At 59.7% G+C, this 17573-nt stretch carries 14 protein-coding genes; 3 read left to right on the top strand and 11 right to left on the bottom strand.

From position 1 onward, the window contains the following. Positions 1 to 393: 393 nt before the first annotated feature. The 9 genes from JAO73_RS02175 to JAO73_RS02135 form a co-directional block, all read right to left on the bottom strand. Complete coding sequence (locus tag JAO73_RS02175; protein ID WP_198975524.1) at positions 394 to 765, bottom strand: T9SS type A sorting domain-containing protein; 372 nt, start codon at positions 763 to 765, stop codon at positions 394 to 396. 229 nt (positions 766 to 994) lie between these two features. Beyond that, positions 995 to 1879, bottom strand: a complete 885-nt coding sequence (gene atpG / locus JAO73_RS02170) for an ATP synthase F1 subunit gamma (protein ID WP_198975523.1) — start codon at positions 1877 to 1879, stop codon at positions 995 to 997. A gap of 129 nt (positions 1880 to 2008) precedes the next feature. Next, complete coding sequence (gene atpA, locus JAO73_RS02165) at positions 2009 to 3589, bottom strand: F0F1 ATP synthase subunit alpha (RefSeq protein ID WP_190926706.1); 1581 nt, start codon at positions 3587 to 3589, stop codon at positions 2009 to 2011. A gap of 9 nt (positions 3590 to 3598) precedes the next feature. Beyond that, a complete protein-coding gene (gene atpH / locus JAO73_RS02160) occupies positions 3599 to 4159 on the bottom strand; it encodes an ATP synthase F1 subunit delta (RefSeq protein WP_190926704.1) in 561 nt (186 codons plus the stop codon). 99 nt (positions 4160 to 4258) lie between these two features. Continuing rightward, the gene (locus JAO73_RS02155; RefSeq protein ID WP_198975522.1) at positions 4259 to 4756 is read right to left on the bottom strand and encodes a F0F1 ATP synthase subunit B; all 498 of its coding nucleotides are present in this window, start codon (positions 4754 to 4756) and stop codon (positions 4259 to 4261) included. Between the two features lie 150 nt (positions 4757 to 4906). Beyond that, complete coding sequence (gene atpE, locus JAO73_RS02150; RefSeq protein ID WP_046243983.1) at positions 4907 to 5182, bottom strand: ATP synthase F0 subunit C; 276 nt, start codon at positions 5180 to 5182, stop codon at positions 4907 to 4909. A gap of 121 nt (positions 5183 to 5303) precedes the next feature. Further along, complete coding sequence (atpB, locus tag JAO73_RS02145; protein ID WP_198975521.1) at positions 5304 to 6368, bottom strand: F0F1 ATP synthase subunit A; 1065 nt, start codon at positions 6366 to 6368, stop codon at positions 5304 to 5306. Between the two features lie 36 nt (positions 6369 to 6404). Further along, on the bottom strand, positions 6405 to 6809 hold the full coding sequence (locus JAO73_RS02140) for a hypothetical protein (protein WP_198975520.1): 405 nt from the start codon (positions 6807 to 6809) through the stop codon (positions 6405 to 6407). Between the two features lie 40 nt (positions 6810 to 6849). After that, complete coding sequence (locus JAO73_RS02135) at positions 6850 to 7086, bottom strand: AtpZ/AtpI family protein (RefSeq protein WP_190926695.1); 237 nt, start codon at positions 7084 to 7086, stop codon at positions 6850 to 6852. A gap of 172 nt (positions 7087 to 7258) precedes the next feature. On the opposite strand from JAO73_RS02135, the gene porW reads away from it, so the two are divergent. From porW to uvrC, 3 genes are all read left to right on the top strand, one after another. Next, positions 7259 to 10360, top strand: a complete 3102-nt coding sequence (porW, locus tag JAO73_RS02130; RefSeq protein WP_198975519.1) for a type IX secretion system periplasmic lipoprotein PorW/SprE — start codon at positions 7259 to 7261, stop codon at positions 10358 to 10360. A gap of 189 nt (positions 10361 to 10549) precedes the next feature. Further along, positions 10550 to 12892, top strand: a complete 2343-nt coding sequence (locus JAO73_RS02125) for a penicillin-binding protein 1A (protein WP_317191185.1) — start codon at positions 10550 to 10552, stop codon at positions 12890 to 12892. A gap of 124 nt (positions 12893 to 13016) precedes the next feature. Further along, entirely contained in the window at positions 13017 to 14852 is a 1836-nt protein-coding gene (gene uvrC / locus JAO73_RS02120; protein ID WP_198975518.1) for an excinuclease ABC subunit UvrC, read from the top strand. Positions 14853 to 14924: 72 nt separating this feature from the next. On the opposite strand, the gene porN is transcribed toward uvrC, so the two are convergent. Together porN and porM are read right to left on the bottom strand one after the other, a co-directional pair. Next, entirely contained in the window at positions 14925 to 15908 is a 984-nt protein-coding gene (gene porN / locus JAO73_RS02115; RefSeq protein ID WP_190926689.1) for a type IX secretion system ring subunit PorN/GldN, read from the bottom strand. A gap of 58 nt (positions 15909 to 15966) precedes the next feature. Next, complete coding sequence (gene porM / locus JAO73_RS02110) at positions 15967 to 17553, bottom strand: type IX secretion system motor protein PorM/GldM (protein ID WP_198975517.1); 1587 nt, start codon at positions 17551 to 17553, stop codon at positions 15967 to 15969. Positions 17554 to 17573 lie beyond the last annotated feature (20 nt).

Below are 17573 nucleotides of genomic sequence, written 5' to 3'. Positions count from 1 at the left end.
GAGGCCATTCCGGCTGCCGGCGGACGCTTTACACTGGCCTAGAATAAAAGGTATTTAGCCCGCGTCTCACACAACAAAAAGCCGCTACTCCGGCGGAGCAGCGGCTTTGCAAATTATTGGTTGGCGGCCTCTTCAGCTTATTTCAGCTCTGTTGTAGGGCTTGGGCGCCAGCGTGGGTGACAAGGCGCCAATTGAGGGCGAGGTAGAAGCGGTTGCGCGGGTATTGGCGACGTTAGCCCGAAGCATTTCAGAGTTGTTGTACTCACGGTACCCACAACTCATTTAGCCAGTGCCGCCCCAAAAGCGTCCCCTAACAGCCTGCTAAATTAAAGCATAGAAGCAAACATGGCGCCTCTTCCCTACGGCGCTAACTGCGCAGCTCGGGCCTTGCCCCTACTCTACTTTCAGCGTCCTAGCCACACGCAGCTCTCCCACCTGCACTTGCACCCGGTACAGCCCCGGCGCGCGGCCCAGCAACGGCAACTCAGTGGTGCCTCCCGTTTCAAGCAAGCTCACCGGCTGCTCAAACACCACCGTGCCTTGCGCATCCAGGAGCCGTACGCTGGCGCGGGTGGCCCCAGGCACCGCCGGCACCTCCACCGTAGCGCGGATGTGGGCAGGATTGGGATAGAGGCCGACTTCTGAGAGAGCTTCCGGGGCCTGAGCGTGGGCAATGGGGCCGGTCAGCAGCAGCATCAAAGGCAGCGGCAAGGCCAATTGGCGGCCGCTGGATAAGGTCCGCGAGGAAGCGAAAGAGGATAGCATAGCTTAGGTGTGGATAAGAATAGAATAGCAGCAACGCACCAGAACAGGCCTTTCTAACGGACCAATCCGCAACGTGGTATACCCACAACTGCTATTTAGTGCCCGTTCTCAACTAAGTGGCAGGCGCTCATGAAGTATATTTTTCAATCCTCTTAGTGTTTGCAATCATGCAAAAGGCCCGCATCCTTTCGGAAGCGGGCCTTTTGCATAGGTCAAATCAGTTCGGGGCTTAGCCAGCCGCCAGTGCCTCGGCACCGCCCACGATTTCGAGAATCTCGGTCGTGATGGCCGCCTGACGCGTCCGGTTGTAGGTCAGCTTGAGGGCCTTGAGCAGCTCACCGGCGTTGTCGGTGGCTTTGTCCATGGCCGTCATGCGGGCGCCGTGCTCCGAAGCATTGCTTTCCAGCACCGCTTTGTAGAGCTGAATTTTGATGGACTGCGGAATCAGCGTCTGCACGATTTCCTCTTTCGAGGGCTCGAAGAGGTAATCGATGTTGGCCGTGGCCGAAACCGTGACGGGCGCCGCAGCCGGCACCAGCGGCAGAAGCTGCTCGGTGCGGATAATCTGCGTGGCCACGTTGCGGAATTCGTTGTACACCACCACCACTTCGTCGTAGGTCCCGTTGCGGAAGCCTTCCATGGCCACTTCGGCTGCCTCGCGCACCGTCTCAAACGACAGCTTGGCGAAGACGTGCGTGAAGTTGCCTACCAGCGCGCCCCGACGACCGTAGTAGTCGTGGGCTTTCTTGCCGATGGCCATGTACGAGATGTTGGACGCCGGCAGGTTGGCGTAGCGCTCGGCAATGGCCGCGTTCACGCCCTTGAACACGTTCGAATTGAACGCACCGGCCAAGCCCCGGTCCGAAGTCACGGCAATGACCAGCACGCGGCGTACCTCGCGAGCCACGCCGTAGTCGCTCACGATGTCGGCATCGGCCGTGCGCGTCATGTTCGCCAGAATGGTGTTCAGGCGCTGGGCGTAGGGCCGCATCCGGATGATGTTGTCCTGGGCACGGCGCAGCTTGGCCGCCGCCACCATTTTCATGGCTTTGGTAATCTGCTGCGTGCTCGTCACCGACTGAATGCGGTTGCGGACTTCTTTTAAGCTTGCCATTTAATCTGGTTAATTAACCGTTATGCTGAGCGAAGTCGAAGCATCTTTACCTCAGTAGTAATTGTTTACTCTCGAGGTAGAGATGCTTCGATTTCGCTCAGCATGTCGACCATTTTTACTAGTTGACTACTACGAAGCGTAGCTCGCCGACACGTCCTTGGCTACCTCGCGGATGGCCTTGGTGCCAGCGTCCTCCAGCTTGCCGGCTTTCAGGGCCTTCAGCACGTCGGGGTAGCGCGAGTTCATCACTTGGCCGAACTCCTTCTCAAACTCACGCACGCGGTTCACCGGCACGCTGTCGAGGAGGCCGTTGGTAGCGGCGTAAATGATGGCCACCTGGTCTTCCACCTTCACGGGCGAGAACTGGGGCTGCTTCAAGATTTCGAGGTTGCGACGGCCACGCTCGATGGTGAGCTTGGTTGAGGCATCGAGGTCGGAACCAAACTTGGCGAAGGCTTCCAGCTCGCGGAACTGGGCCTGGTCAAGCTTCAGGGTACCCGACACCTTCTTCATCGACTTAATCTGGGCGTTACCACCCACGCGCGACACCGAGATACCCACGTTGATGGCCGGACGCACACCCGAGTTGAACAAGTTCGTCTCCAGGAAAATCTGGCCGTCGGTGATGGAAATCACGTTGGTCGGGATGTAGGCCGATACGTCGCCAGCCTGCGTTTCAATCAGGGGCAGCGCCGTCAGCGAGCCGCCGCCTTTCACCAAGTGCTTAATGCTCTCGGGCAGGTCGTTCATGTCGCGGGCGATTTCGTCCGACGAGTTGATTTTAGCGGCGCGCTCGAGCAAGCGGCTGTGCAGGTAAAATACGTCGCCGGGGTACGCCTCGCGTCCGGGAGGACGACGGAGCAGCAGCGACACCTCGCGGTAGGCCACGGCCTGCTTCGACAAGTCATCGTATACCACCAGCGCCGGACGGCCCGTGTCGCGGAAGAATTCGCCGATGGCCGCACCCGTGAAGGGGGCGTAAAACTGCAGCGGCGCGGGGTCGGCGGCCGGAGCGGCCACCACCACGGTATAGTCCATGGCACCGCCTTTGGTCAGGGAGTTCACTACCTGCGCAATGGTGGAAGCCTTCTGGCCGATGGCCACGTAGATGCAGAACACCGGCTGGCCGGCTTCGTAGAACTCGCGCTGGTTCAGAATGGTATCGATGGCCACGGCCGACTTACCGGTCTGACGGTCGCCGATAATCAGCTCGCGCTGGCCACGGCCAATCGGAATCATGGCGTCAATCGACTTGATGCCGGTCTGCATGGGCTCGGTCACCGGCTGGCGGTAGATTACGCCGGGCGCCTTGCGCTCCAGGGGCATCTCGTACAGGTCGCCCGAGATGGGGCCACGGCCATCGATGGGTTGACCCAGCGTGTTCACCACGCGGCCCACGATGCCCTCGCCCACTTTGATGGAGGCAATCTTGTTGGTGCGCTTCACCGTGGCGCCTTCCCGGATTTCCGAGTAGTCGCCCAGCATCACGGCACCCACGTTGTCTTCTTCGAGGTTGAGCACGAGGCCTTGCAGGCCGTTTTCGAACTCAATCAGTTCGCCCGCTTGGGCTTTGCTCAGTCCGTAGATGCGGGCCACGCCGTCGCCGACCTGCAACACGGTGCCGACTTCTTCCAGCTCGGCTTCGGACTTGAAATTGGACAGCTGCTGCCGCAGGATTGCGGATACTTCGTCCGGACGTACTTCTGCCATGATGCTGTATTATAGTTGTTGTTGGTAAGAATTTTCTTGCAAAGAGGTGCGCAGCTTGCGGAGGCTGGTGCGCACGGAATCGTCAATCTGGTTGTCGCCGACGCGCAGGATGAATCCGCCAATGAGGCTGGGGTCCACCTTTTCGGTCAGCTTCACTTCGGTGAGGCCGGTTTGCTGGGTCACCAGCTTTTCCATCTCCGCGCGCGAAGCGGCCGTGAGGGGCGTGGCCGACGTCACCTCGGCCATCTGAATGCCCTGCATGGCGTTGTACTGCACCTGGAATTCGGTGCCCATGCTTTCCAGCGCCGCCTCCCGGTTTTTCTCGGTGAGGATGGTGAAGAAGCGCATGGTCATGTCCGACACCTTGCCGCCGAAAATGGCTTTCAGGATGGCCAGTTTCTTGTCGTGCTTCACAATCGGGTTGCGGAGCAACAGCCGCAGCTCGCGGCTTTCGGCCATGGCCTTGCTCAGCAGGTCCATATCCGCTTTCACGCTATCCAGCGTGCCCATCTCCTTGCCCAAGTCGAGGAGCGACTTGGCGTAGCGGGCCGCTACTCGTTGGTCAGCCATTGGTTGGTATTAGTTGGCAGTTGTTTGTTGTCAGTTGTCAGTGATTGTTAAAGATTTGCCGTTCGAATGGCCTAACAACTGACAACTAAAAACCAGCAACTAGTTCAGTTTAACGTCTTTCAAATACGAATCCACCAGCTGCGTTTGGGCAGCGGTGTCGCTCAGCTCGCGGCGCAGGATGCGCTCGGCGATGTCGACCGACAGCTTGGCGGCGGTGTTTTTCACTTCGGCCAGGGCCGCGTTTTTCTCCTGCTGGATGGCTTCGCGGGCTTGCTGGATGATGGTGTTGGCCTCGGTGGTGGCGCGGGCGCGCTCGGTTTCGCGGTGCTGGTTGGCCATCACGGTGGCTTCCTGCATCATGCGGTCGCGCTCGAGGCGGGCGTCGGCGAGCAACTTCTCGTTGCCGGCTTTCAGCTGCTGCATTTCAATCTTGGCTTGGTCGGCCATGCGCAGGGCGCTTTCGATGCTGTCCTCGCGCTCTTTCAGCGACGACAAAATCGGTTTCCAGGCAAACTTGGCCAACAGAAACAGCACCAGCAGGAAAATAACCAGTTGCCAGAAAATGAGGCCGAGTTCGGGGGTGAGGAAAGCTGGCATAATGAATTAAATAGGTAAAACCGTTGGGATGCAATCGGCTAAGGCAGCTACAGGCAGTAGGAGCAGGTAAGCCCGCCGCGCAGGGCTGCACAAGCAGCAGCGGGCGGCGGGCTTCCAACTACTTCCGGGCACTAGGCCCGGCAAAACTTCTTAGAGCTTGGTCCAGATAAGAACGCAAACCACGACGGCGAACAGACCGAGACCTTCGATAAGAGCGGCGGCGATAATCATGGCCGTTTGAATCTTACCCGAAGCATCGGGCTGACGGCCGATGGCGTCCATGGCGCTGCCGCCGATGCGACCAATACCCAGGCCCACGCCCAGAGCAACCAAACCAGCACCGATACCGGCACCCATTACAGCCAAACCAGGACCGTAGTTAGTCGCCATTTGGGCAACAGCCTGCAACAACAAAGAGAGAAGCATAAAAAAAGAAAAAATGGAAAAAGAGAAAAATTAGCCGAGCCCGCAGCGGGGGGGGGGATTGCCACGGTCCGACTGAAAAAATCGGATAGTCGGGCCAGCAGCCCGACGGGAGATTCAGTGATTAGTGAGCGACGTGAGGAGCGTGCTCGTCCTCGTTGTAGCCGATTTGCAGGTCGGCATCGTGGTGCTCTTCCACGGCACCGCCGATGTACATGGAGGTGAGCAGCGTGAAGATGAAGGCCTGCAGCAGGGCCACCAGCAGCTCAAGAATGTTGATGAACAGGCCGAAAGCCAGCGTCACCGGGGCCACGGCCCACGATTTGAAGATGAACACCAAGCTGATGAAGCTGAGCACCACGATGTGGCCCGCCGTGATGTTGGCGAACAGACGAATCATGAGCGAGAAGGGCTTGGTGAAAATGCCAATCACCTCCACGATAATCATAATGGGCAGCAGGGGCTTGGGCACGCCGGGGGTGGCGAAAATGTGCGCCCAGTAGTACTTGTTACTCGAGGCCAGCGTGATAATCAACGTCATGAGGGCCAGCACCATGGTCACGGCAATGTTGCCGCTGAGGTTGGCCGCGCCGGGGGTGAGGCCCAGCAGGTTGTTGAACCAGATGAAGAAGAACACCGTGAGCAGGTACGGCATGTAGCGCTCGTATTTTGGTCCGATGTTTTTCTTGGCTACTTCGTCGCGAATGAACACGATGATGGGCTCGAAGAACGACTGAATGCCTTTGGGGGCGCGGCCGTGGTTCTTGGCGTAGCCGCGGGCCACGGCGGTGAAGATGACGAGCATCAGCACGGCGCTGCCGATGAGGGCGGCAATGTTCTTGGTGATGGAGAAGTCGTAGACTTTGCTGCCATCGGTGCTCACGAGGTGCTCGTGCTCCAGCTTCAGGCCGTCGTACTCTTTGGCGGGGCCTTCGGCTTCGCCGTTGGAGATGTGCTTGGAGGAGAAGACCGACAGGCCCTTGCCGGGACGGTAGGCGATGATGGGCAGGTAGGTGGTGAAGCTGCCGTTGTCGGTGGCCAGCCAGTGCCACTCGTGCGAATCGCCGATGTGGTGCAAAATCATTTCGCCGGGATTGAAGCCCTCCTCTTTGGAAGCCTCGGTGGCGGGTTCGTTAGCAAAAACGGACAGAGATAGGAAGCAGAGAAGAACGGAAAGTAAATGCTTCATCTAAAGTTAATTAATGACAAATTTCGGGCTAAAGTGCTATGTTTGCGACACTTGCTTTTCCGAAATCGGCCGCAAGTTACTCAAAGTAGCCCAGATTTCAAACCCGACCCATGAAAAGTACAGGAGGAAGAAGGCCCCGAGGAAGGTCCAAACGCCCCGTCCTTCGTGGGCGCCGCCCCGGGCCAAATGCACCGTAACGAGGGCCAGCGAGGCCAGCAGCCGGATGGTCATGCCCACCAGATAACCGGTGCCCAGATTGGTAGGCGACACGGCCACGAGCCGGGCGGTGAGGCCATAGGTGAGCAGCGTGAGGCCGGCCATGAAGCCGAACAGCAGCCAGGTGCGCGGGTGAATGATGGCGGTGCCGAACCCGCGCTGCAAGGCGAAAATGAGCAGGGCCAGCGCACCGGCGAAAACAAGGAACTGGCGCAGAAACCGCATCGTGAACTAGCTAAACCGTAAACCCAAGGAGTGCTTCAACCTACTCAGCCCCTTTGGTGAGGCTGCGAATGACCTGGAACATGGCCACAAACACTCCGAGCAGCGCGAGGCCAATGGTAAACCAGGGGTTTTGGGTGTGAAAATGACCGTCGAGCCAGGTGCCTACCCACGTGGCCCCGCCGATGATGGCCAGCATCTGAAACGCCAGCCCGGAGTACTTGGCCACGGCCTGGAGACGGTTGGGGCCGGGGGGCGGAGGCGAAGACGGCGAGGACATGGGAACGGGCTGAGCAACAGAACCACAAAGGTACGCCGCGGGCCGGAGCCGCGTTTGCCCCTGGAAAAACGTAATTTTACTTCTTCGGCTACGTTAGCTTTCGGGCGCCGACGAACATTTCGGGTTGCCGCGCGCGTTGCGTGGGCGACGACTTGCTTTTATTCCTTCCTTCTTGGCTTTGACTCACAACTCGCTGACATACCGCTGGGCGGCGCTAGCTCTCTTCCTGCTGGGCCTGGGAGCCGCGGGCTGCGCTTCGGATAAAAACCTGGTGGCGCACGCCTTCAACAACGTGGCGGCGCGCGACAACGCCTACTTCCTGGCCCGCGAGAAGCTGCACGCCACCGAAGACAAGCTCTACGCGGCCCGCATCAACGACTACAACCAGACGCTGCCGCTGTTCCCGACCTTGGACAGCACCACGGTGCGCGCCAACCGCGCCGATTTGAACGACATCATCAAAAAGGCGTCGATGCCGATTCAGCACCGGCCGGGCTCCGACTGGACCGACGACGCCTACATTCTGGTGGGCTGGTCGCGCTTTTACCAGATGCAGTTCGATGACGCGGCGCAGACGTTTAAATATGTAAATTCAACCAGCAAGGACGCTAATGCCAAGCACGAGGCGCTGATTGGGCTGATGCGCACCTTCGTGGCGCAGGGCGAGATGGAGAGCGCCAAGGCAGTGTCGGACCTGCTCGACAAGGAAGTGGGCCTGCCCCAGGATGCTCGCCAGCTGTTCCTGACGCGGGCCGATTACTACATCCGCACGGAGGAGCCGGCTAAGGCCATTCCGCAGCTGGAGAAGGCCATTCCGCTGATTGACTTCAAGAACGAACGGTCGCGGACGCGCTACATCTTGGCGCAGCTGTACCAGGACGCGGGCGAAAACAAGAAGGCCTACGAGCAGCTCGACCAGATTTTGGCCCGCAACCCGCCGTATGAGCTGGACTTTCAGGCCAAGCTGATGCTGCCGCAGGTATCGGACCTAACGCCGGAAAGCCGGGAGCGGCTGAATAAGACCTTCGCGGGCCTGCTGAAAGACCCGAAGAACAAGGACTACCGCGACAAGATTTACTACGAGATGGCGCGGCTGAACTACCGCGAGAAGAACTACCCGGAAGCACTGAAGCTGCTGCGGCAGTCCATTGCGGCCACCACCACCAACCGCCTCCAGAAAAGCTACACCTACCTGCTGGCGGGCCGCATCTACTACGAAAACCTGCAGAAGTACCGCCTGGCCGCCGCCTACTACGACAGCACGGTGCAGACGCTGAATAAGGAGGCTAAGACCTATGCTGCCATCAAGGAGCGCAGCGAGATTCTGCGGGACTTTGCCAAGCAGTACACCATCATCGAGACGCAGGACAGCTTGCAGGCCCTGGCCAAGCTGCCCGAGGCGGCGCTGAACGAGAAGTTGAACCAATACGCTGATGCCGAAATCGAGCTCAAGCAAAAGGAAGCGGCCAAGCTGGAAGCGCAGCAAAAGGCGCAGGCCCGCGACGCCGAGTTCCGGAACCGCGTGGCAAATGGCGGTGGCTCGGCCAGCCCTTTCCCGGGTGGCAGCGCCGCCCCCGACCCCATGTCTTTCGACCCCACGGCCCCGGCCAGCGGTGCCAAATGGTATTTCGACAACCCGGCCACGCTGGGCACGGCGCGGGCCGACTTTATCCGGAAGTGGCAGGACCGCAAGCTGCAGGATAACTGGCGCACGGTGCGCCAGACCGGCAATTCGCCCAATGCCACGGCCAACGGCGGCGTGCCCCTGACCGTGACCGGCAACCGCACCACCGGTGTGAACGGCGGCCTCGACTCGGCCCGCACCGCGGCGCCCGTGGACCCCAATGCCGAAAAGAATGCGCTGGTGGCCCGGTATCGCGGCACGCTGCCCCTCACGCCGGCTCAGCTGGAAGCGTCCGACAAGCTGGTAGAGGCGGCGATGTACGAGTTGGGCGGCATCTACAAAGAGCAGCTGAAGGAGCGCGAAAAGGGCTTCGAGGTGTACGAAAAGCAGGTAGCGCGCTATGCCCGCGGCCCGCACGCGCCCGATGCCTACTACCTGCTTTACCTCTACTATAAGGACAAGCCCGACGCGGCGAAAACAGCCCAGTACGCGGCCGCGCTGCAGAAGGAATTCCCCACCTCCATCTACGCTAAGCTGATTGCCGACCCGCTGTACCGCGAGCACGAGTTGGCGCTGCACAACGCCGTGGCCAGCCGCGTCGACTCGGCCTTCACGCTCTACAAAAACCAGGAGTTCAAAAAGGCTTCGGCCGTACTGGCCCGCACCGAGAAGCAGTTTCCGAAGAGCGACCTCAACGACCGGGTGGCGTACATGAAGACGCTGCTGGTGGTGCGCACCCAGGCCCCGCTTACGGCGCGCTCATCGGTGGAGAAGTTCTACAAAGACTACCCCGACAGCCCATTGGTGCCCCAGGCGCAGGCCCTGGCCGAGTCGTACAAGAAGCAGAGCACCGGCCAGATTGCCGGAGCCTTGGCCTCGACGGAGAAGCCGGTGGTGTCGCTTTTCCGCCCCGGCGAGGTGGACAACCGCATGCGCATCTTCTACCGCGAAGACGAGACGCCCTACAAAGCCCTGAACCCGGTGGCCCCGGATGCCAAGCCGGCCGATGCGCCAGCACCAACCCCGGTGCCCACTTCTTCAGGCATTACGGCGCCGCGGTCCACCACCGAAGCTATAGCCCCGGCGGGTTCGGCGGGCCCGGCTCCGGCGCCTGCCAAGCCGACGGTGCCTGCGAAAGGCAAAAAAGCCGAGGCTCCGGCCGTGACTGCCCCGGCCCCCGCGCCGGCTACGTCCACAACTACGCTCCCGCCCGCTAGCCCAGCCGGAGCAGCTCCCGCGCCCAGCGTGGCCCCGGCTCCTGCAGCGCCCGCGGCCCCGGCCACGGCCTATACCACGCAGCTCAGCGGCGCCCACGCGGTGGTGCTGGTGTTTCCGAAAGCCACGCCCCCGGCCGCCGACCTGGCCACGCAGCTCACGACTTACAACAACCGCTTCTTCCGGGCCAACAACCTGCAGCTGGACACCCCGGCCCTGGGCGCCGACCAGTCGCTGGTGGTTGTCCGGACGCTGCCGGGCGCCAAGGTGGCCCAGAGCTACGCCACCAAGCTGCGCGGGCCGCAGTCGCCGCTGGCGCGCCTGCGCGGCGCCGGCTACCAGACGCTGGTCATCAGCCTCGAAAACCTGGCCCTGCTGCAGGCCAGCGGAGATTTGGCGGGGTATTTGAGTTTCTACCAGAAGGTGTACAAGTAAGCCGCTGGAGCAAAAGCCCCGTCATGCTGAACGCAGTGAAGCATCTCTACCGCAGCTGTAATCCAGTTTACGCTTGCGACAGAGATGCTTCATTGCATTCGGCAGGACGTTTGCGCTTGCTTGCTACGTAAACTGCTTGCCCGATTCCCAACCTCTATTTTTGCGTATTATTTCGATTCAGCTGCCTTTATGCCAACTTCCTCCCCTGCCCGCCGCCCCAAGCCTACGCCGCTGAAACCTGCGCGCCGGGGCCGGTTCACGGCTTTTGTTCGGACCATGTGGGTGCTGTTTGGCGCCGGCGTGGTGGGGCTGAGCCTGTTTGTGCTGGCCGTGAGCGGCAACTTCCTGAACCTGTTCGGGCGCATGCCCAACCTCAAGACGCTGGAAAACCCGCGCTCGGAGCTGGCGTCGGAAATCTATTCGGCCGACGGCGTGCTGCTGGGCAAGTACTTCCGCGAAAACCGCACCCCGGTCGAGTTCAAAGACCTGCCCCAAAACCTGATTGACGCCCTCATTGCCACCGAGGACGTGCGCTTCGAGCAACACTCCGGCATTGATGCCAAGAGCGTGCTGCGGGCCGTGACCGGCGTGCTCACCTTCTCGCACAACGGCGGCGGCTCCACCCTCACCCAGCAGGTGGCCAAGGTGCTGTTCAAAACCCGCCAGGACCTCAACGACGGCTCCCTGAACGGCAACGGCAAGCTGGGCCTGCTCATCACCAAGACCAAAGAGTGGATTCTGGCCATCCGGTTGGAGCGCAACTACACCAAGCGCGAAATCATGCGCATGTACCTGAACACGGTGGAGTACGGCTCGAACTCGTTCGGCATCAACACGGCCGCCAAAACCTTCTTCAACAAGCGCCCCAAGGACCTGAGCACGCCCGAAGCCGCCACGCTGGTGGGCATCGTGAACGCGCCGGGCCGCTTCAGCCCCGTGGTGCACCCCGACCGCTCGCGCAAGCGCCGCAACTGGGTGCTGCGCCAGATGGCCAAGTCGCACTACATCACCGACGCCGAGCTGGCCCAGGACACGGCCAAGGCCATTGTGCTGCACTACTCCGTGGAGAACCCCAGCAAGGGCCTGGCCCCGTATTTCCGGGCCGAGGTGGTGAAGTCGCTGCTGGCCTGGGCCAAGGAAACCGACCACGACCTCTACGCCGACGGCCTGAAAATCTACACCACCATCGACTCGCGGATGCAGGCTTACGCCGAGAAATCCCTGGCCGAGCACCTGTCGCTGCAGCAGAAGTGGTTCAGCCAGCACTGGAAGGGCCAGCTGCCTTGGCGCGACGAAACCGGCAAAGTCATCCCCGACTTCCTGAACGTGGCCATGCGCCGCACCCAACGCTACAAGTCGCTGATGAACCAGTTCGACGGCAACCGCGACTCAGTGAACTACTACCTGCGCAAGAAGTACAAAATGCCGGTGTTCACGTGGCAGGGCGAGAAGGAAATGCTCATGTCGCCACTCGACTCGCTGGCCTACTACAAGCGCTACCTGCAAGGAGGTTTCATGGCCATGAACCCCCTGAACGGCCAAGTGAAGGCCTGGGTGGGCGGCCCCAACTACAAGTTCTTTAAGTTCGACCACGTGCGCCAAGGCAAGCGCCAGCCCGGCTCCACATTCAAGCCCATTGTGTACACGGCGGCCATCGAGGCGGGCGGCTTCTCGCCGTGCTACCCACGGCCCGACGTGGCCACCACCTTCCCGGCCGTGGCCGGCCGCGCGCCCTACACGCCCAAGAACTTTGAGGGCGGCTTTTCGGGCCGGACTTTCACGCTGCGTCAGGCCCTGGCCCGGTCGATGAACTCCATCACCGCCTGGCTGGTGATGAAGCTGGGCCCCGAAACCATTGCCACCTACGCCAAGCGCCTCGGCATCACCTCGCCCGTGGATGCGGTGCCCTCCATGGGCTTCGGCACTTCCGATTGCAGCATTTACGAGCTCTGCGGCGTGTACTCCACCTTCGTGAACAAGGGCGTGTGGACCTCGCCCATCATGGTGACGCGCATTGAGGACAAGAACGGCAACGTGCTGCGCGAATTCGTGCCCCAGACCCGTGAAGTGCTGAACGAAGAAACCGCCTACATCATGACCAACATGCTGCAGGCCAGCACCACCGAGCCCGGCGGCACCAGCACCATCCTGCACACCGGTTTCAAGTTCCCGTACGAAATCGGCGGCAAAACCGGCACCACCAGCAATTACTCCGATGCTTGGTTCATGGGCATCACCCCCGACCTGGTGTGCGGCATGTGGATAGGCGGCGAAGACCGCAGCATTCACTTCCGCAGCGGGACCTACGGGCAGGGCGCCCGCCTGGCACTGCCGCTCTACGGCCTGTTTATGCAGAAAGTGTACAAGGACAAGAGCATCGGCATTGACACCGGCCCTTTCCCCAAACCAGCCGCGCCGCTCAGCATCGAAATCGACTGCTCGAAGTACTACGGCGGCCAGCGCGACACCATCCCCTACGACCAGAAGATGCAGGTGCCCGACGCGTCCGACCTTGACGACAAGGACATTTAATTGCCTGAAATCTTCATTTTCCTTGGTGGCCGGCGACCTTTCGTCGGCCACTTTTCGTTATCCTTGAGGCGAATTACACGACGCGGTTTCCGTCGATTTCGCCTTACCTGCCTAACTACCCGCCATGGCCGCCAATCCTGAACTGCAAGCCCAAATCAACGGCCTCCCGCACCGCCCCGGCGTGTACAAGTACTTCGACGACGAGGGCATCATCTACGTGGGCAAGGCCATCGACCTGCGCAAGCGCGTGAGCAGCTACTTCACCAAAAACGACCACAACAAGAAAACCCAGCAGCTGGTCCGCAACATCAAGCGCCTTGAATTCACCATCGTGGATTCGGAATCCGATGCCTTTCTGCTCGAAAACAACCTCATCAAGCAGCACCAGCCCAAGTACAACATCCTGCTGAAGGACGGCAAGACGTACCCCTACCTCTGCCTGACGAATGAGCGGTTCCCGCGCCTCATCCCCACCCGCAACAAGATTAACGACGGCTCGCGCTACTACGGCCCCTACGCCAACGGGACGGCCCTCAACGTGCTGCTCGAACTCATTCGGGCCTTGTACCCGCTGCGCACCTGCAACTTCAATCTGAGCCCGCAAAACGTCGAAGCCGGTAAGTTCCGGCCTTGCCTGGAACTGCAGCTCGGCAACTGCAACGCCCCCTGCGTGGCCCGTGAGGATGAGGAAACCTACAACGGCTACATTCAGCAAATCCGCAACATCCTCAACGGCGACCTGCGCATCCCCAAGCAGTACTTCCGGGAAAAAATGACCGCCGCCGCTCAGGAAATGCAATACGAACTGGCGCACCAGTTCAAAGTCAAGCTCGATAAGATTGAGGCCTTTCAGGCAAAATCAACCATCGTGAACGCCGCGCTCACCAACATCGACGTTTTCGCCATTGCCAGCAATGAAAAGTCGGGCTTCATCACCTACCTCAAGGTAATGAATGGCAGCATTATCCTCACGCAGTCGCTCGAAGTCACCAAAAAGCTGGACGAAGAAGACGCTGAAATTCTCGCACCCCTCATCATGCAGATGCGCCAGGAGTTCGAAAGCGAATCGAAGGAAATCCTGACCAACGTGGCCGTTGAGTTGCCCCTGCCCGGTGTTACGCTCGCGGTGCCGCAAATCGGCGACAAACGCAAGCTGCTAGATTTGGCCATCAAAAACGTGCTCTACGCCCGCAAGGAGAAGGAAAGCATGAACGAGCGCAGCAAGGACGTGAACGAGGTGCGTATCATGGAAACCATTAAGAAGGACCTGCGCCTCACCGAGTTGCCCAAGCACATCGAGTGCTTCGACAATTCTAACTTTCAGGGCGACAATCCCGTGGCGGCCATGGTCTGCTTCCGCAACGCCAAACCCAGCAAAAAGGACTACCGCCACTACCACATCAAAACCGTCGTCGGCCCCAACGATTTCGACTCCATGTACGAAGTCGTGACTCGCCGCTACCGCCGCCTCGTGGATGAAGGCGCCAGTCTTCCGCAGTTGGTCATCGTGGATGGCGGCAAGGGCCAGCTCAGCATGGCCGTAAAAGCCTTGAAAGACCTCAACCTCTGGGGCCAGATTCCCGTCATCGGCATCGCCAAGCGCCTGGAAGAAATCTACGTTCCCAACGACCCGCTTCCGTTGTACATCGACAAAAAAAGCGAATCCTTGCGCCTTTTTCAGCGCATGCGCGACGAAGTCCACCGTTTCGGCATCACCTTCCACCGCTCGCGCCGCGATGCCGCCACGCTCAAAACGGAGCTCACCGACGTGAAAGGCCTCGGCCCCATCACCGCCGACAAGCTGCTCAACAAATTTAAGTCTGTCAAAAAAATTCGCGAACTCTCCGAAGCCGAGCTCATCGCCGAAGTTGGCAAGGCCAAAGCCAAAGTGCTTCAGAACTACTTCGCGGCAAACGAAGCTCCCTCCCACCCCATGCCCGCCCGCCAGCTCCCAAGCTGATGCACCTCATATAGAAACGAAAAAGGCCCTCGCATTGCTGCGAGGGCCTTTTTTGTTTCTACACTGCAAGCGTTAGAAGCTCCACAGGTTGTATTCATACTCCACCAGGTCGGCAGCCGTCTGCTGAGCAGCCAGGATTCCTTGCTGAGCACCACCGTAGATGTCGTCGAGGCGGCTATCACCGGCGTTCGACACTTTGGTGATGTAGGAGTTGAACAGCCACAACTCGAAGGCATCGGCCAGGTTCTTGTGCTGAGCGTCGTTCTCGGCATTGAACCAGATAGCGTTTTGCGGGTTAGCGCGGAACACCTTCACCAAGTCGCTGTACTTGAACGTACCAATCGGCTTTTCAATGCCTGACACGTTCGTCGGCAGCGTGGAGGGAACCAGCAGCGTGATGGACTTGATGTCGTGATACATTCTCGACCGTTTCTTGTCGAAAATCATATCCTCTTTCACTTCCATCTCATACAAGTCTTTGGGACGGTACTCGTTGCCCAACGGCGCGGGGGGCGGCGGCGGAGCTACAGCTACGGTTTCGTAGATGATTTTACCTTTCTTGTCCTTCAGCGGCTTGCCGTTGGCACCCAGCTTAGGCTGGCGCTTGGTGGTGGCGGTAGCGCCACCGCTTTTCTTCGGCGCCGGGGTACCCCAGCCGTCATCACCACCACCGTTGAGGTCTTTCTCGCTGAAACCAGCGGCCTTTTCCTCATCGCTCAGCTTCACGGCCTCGTCCACGTAGGAGGCATTGCCTTGCACTTCCTGCGAAGTGTAGGTAGAGGTCAGCGAATCGTTCTTATAAGCTGTCAATTCGCCACGCTTCACCGCATCAAGAATGATGCGGCTGATTTCCTTGCCCTCGGAGAACATGGGCTTATTCTGCTTCTCGCGCAGGTCCACTTGCCGCCAAATGCTCTTGCGGAACATCTGGTCAGAAGGCGGAATGGGGCGGTGCGAGCCCGTGCTGCTCGCCGTCGTGGCTTGCTCCTGGGCCGAAGCCGTCAGCGACAGCGACAAGCCCGCCGCAATGGCGGCCAGGGTGTGAATGGATTTCATATCGGGCAAAAGCAAATTAATTGTAGGATAGTTCGCTAACGTGGACAAGCCACAAATATTACAGCAGGGGGATATTGAACTGCTTGGAAACGCTCACCGGCTCGGTGCTGCCTTGGAAGTTCATGCGCTGCACTTCCTTTACTTCTACATAGAGACGGTCGCCGTCACGGTAGGCGTTCACCACATCGCTGAGGTCCGCCTGGGGGCCGTTTACGGTTTTGGTAGCCAGTGCCGGGCGACGGCCACGCACGAGGGTCACTTCGTAGCGGGTCACGCGGAAACGAGCATCATCGGGCAGGAAGGTGGCGAAGCCGGCATCTGGCACAGCCTTCAGCGTCATCGAGCGCACGGCAGTACCTGGGGTACCCTGCTTCTCGTTGGCCTCACGGCCGCCTACGAAGCACTGAATGGTGGGCTTAGGAATAGGACGAACCTGGAAAGTCTGCGAACCAATGGCGTTGCCACCGCTGCTTACGTTCAGGGTCACTTCCTTCGAATTCGGAATCAGCGTCACGTCGCCGGTCTTCGAACCGGGGATGGCCGAAGCACCAGAAGCCGAAAAGCTGGGCTTGTACTGGGCACCCAGCGCGGGCACCGACACGTTTAGCTTGTTGCCGCACTTGAAGTACAGGGCCTGTACCGAAGCCGACTGAATCTGCATCACCGGCTTGGTGATGGTGTAGGGCACTTTCACCGTAAAGGTGGTATCGCGGCCATTCTGGTTGAAACGGATGGTGCCCGTCCACGAAGCTTTGGCGTTGCCCGAAGCATCGAATGCACCGGGGCGAGCCGTGAACTCCACCTTGCCTTTGCCATCCGGACCTACCGACAGCGGGCTGCCGTTCAGGGTCATGCGGGGGCTGATGGTCGAGGCCGAAGCCGTCAGGAACAGTTCTGCTTTGTACTTGGTGCCGGCGGCCACGGTGTTTGACTCAGCACTGGCGAAAGCGCCAATCTTGTCAAACACAATCGTCTTGGCACCCACTTTTTGGGCAAGCGCCGACAAAGCATCAGCTTCGTACTTCAGTACTTCGGTCTCTTTTTGCGAGATGGTGGCCAGAGCGGCTACCACCGGGGTATTTTCGAAGTTGAGCTCCGCGAAGTTTTTGTTCTTCTGCGCCTTTTCCGTCACGCGGGGGTCGTCTTTGGCGTCGATGGCCAGCGGCGTAGCCGTGGGCACATACTGCTTGATGAACTCCGAGTATTCGTTCAGCTTCGGCTTCAGGCCCGTGTAGGCGATGCCGTTGTGCTTTTGACCGCCGAGCATGGTGATGGCCACTTTGTCTTCACCGCTCAGGTTGGTCATTTCCTGACCCTCCTTGTTTTCGGTAGCAGCAAGCAGTTTCTGCCGCACGTCGCGCAGGTAAGAAACCAGTTCCTTGGTCTTGGCCCGAATTTCCTCGCTTTGCTTCAACACCGCGAGGTCACGGGGCTGGTTATTGTTTTTCTGAACAGCGGCTTGGATACCTTTCACGGTACCATCGGCGCCAACCGAGGTCTTATCGTTGACACCCAAGAGGCTGTCATCGATGAATTTGAACTTCAGCAGAATTGCTGAGTTCACTTGGAGCGCCAGAAGAGCGGTTAGCACGAGGTACATCATGCCAATCATCTTCTGCCGCGGTGTTTCTTTTCCGCCTGCCATTATCTGGTTCCGCTAAAATT

Origin of the sequence: Hymenobacter miniatus, from assembly GCF_016427455.1 — a bacterium.
Lineage (GTDB): Bacteria > Bacteroidota > Bacteroidia > Cytophagales > Hymenobacteraceae > Hymenobacter > Hymenobacter armeniacus.
Note: the sequence above shows the minus strand (reverse complement) of the source record. Positions and strands in the feature narration are given on the sequence as shown.

Bases quoted from the DNA above. Each gene is read 5' to 3' on its own strand.
- JAO73_RS02175 (WP_198975524.1), bottom strand. From the start codon at position 765: ATGCTATCCTCTTTCGCTTCCTCGCGGACCTTATCCAGCGGCCGCCAA.
- atpG (WP_198975523.1), bottom strand. From the start codon at position 1,879: ATGGCAAGCTTAAAAGAAGTCCGCAACCGCATTCAGTCGGTGACGAGC.
- atpA (WP_190926706.1), bottom strand. From the start codon at position 3,589: ATGGCAGAAGTACGTCCGGACGAAGTATCCGCAATCCTGCGGCAGCAG.
- atpH (WP_190926704.1), bottom strand. From the start codon at position 4,159: ATGGCTGACCAACGAGTAGCGGCCCGCTACGCCAAGTCGCTCCTCGAC.
- JAO73_RS02155 (WP_198975522.1), bottom strand. From the start codon at position 4,756: ATGCCAGCTTTCCTCACCCCCGAACTCGGCCTCATTTTCTGGCAACTG.
- atpE (WP_046243983.1), bottom strand. From the start codon at position 5,182: ATGCTTCTCTCTTTGTTGTTGCAGGCTGTTGCCCAAATGGCGACTAAC.
- atpB (WP_198975521.1), bottom strand. From the start codon at position 6,368: ATGAAGCATTTACTTTCCGTTCTTCTCTGCTTCCTATCTCTGTCCGTT.
- JAO73_RS02140 (WP_198975520.1), bottom strand. From the start codon at position 6,809: ATGCGGTTTCTGCGCCAGTTCCTTGTTTTCGCCGGTGCGCTGGCCCTG.
- JAO73_RS02135 (WP_190926695.1), bottom strand. From the start codon at position 7,086: ATGTCCTCGCCGTCTTCGCCTCCGCCCCCCGGCCCCAACCGTCTCCAG.
- JAO73_RS02125 (WP_317191185.1), top strand. From the start codon at position 10,550: ATGCCAACTTCCTCCCCTGCCCGCCGCCCCAAGCCTACGCCGCTGAAA.
- uvrC (WP_198975518.1), top strand. From the start codon at position 13,017: ATGGCCGCCAATCCTGAACTGCAAGCCCAAATCAACGGCCTCCCGCAC.
- porN (WP_190926689.1), bottom strand. From the start codon at position 15,908: ATGAAATCCATTCACACCCTGGCCGCCATTGCGGCGGGCTTGTCGCTG.
- porM (WP_198975517.1), bottom strand. From the start codon at position 17,553: ATGGCAGGCGGAAAAGAAACACCGCGGCAGAAGATGATTGGCATGATG.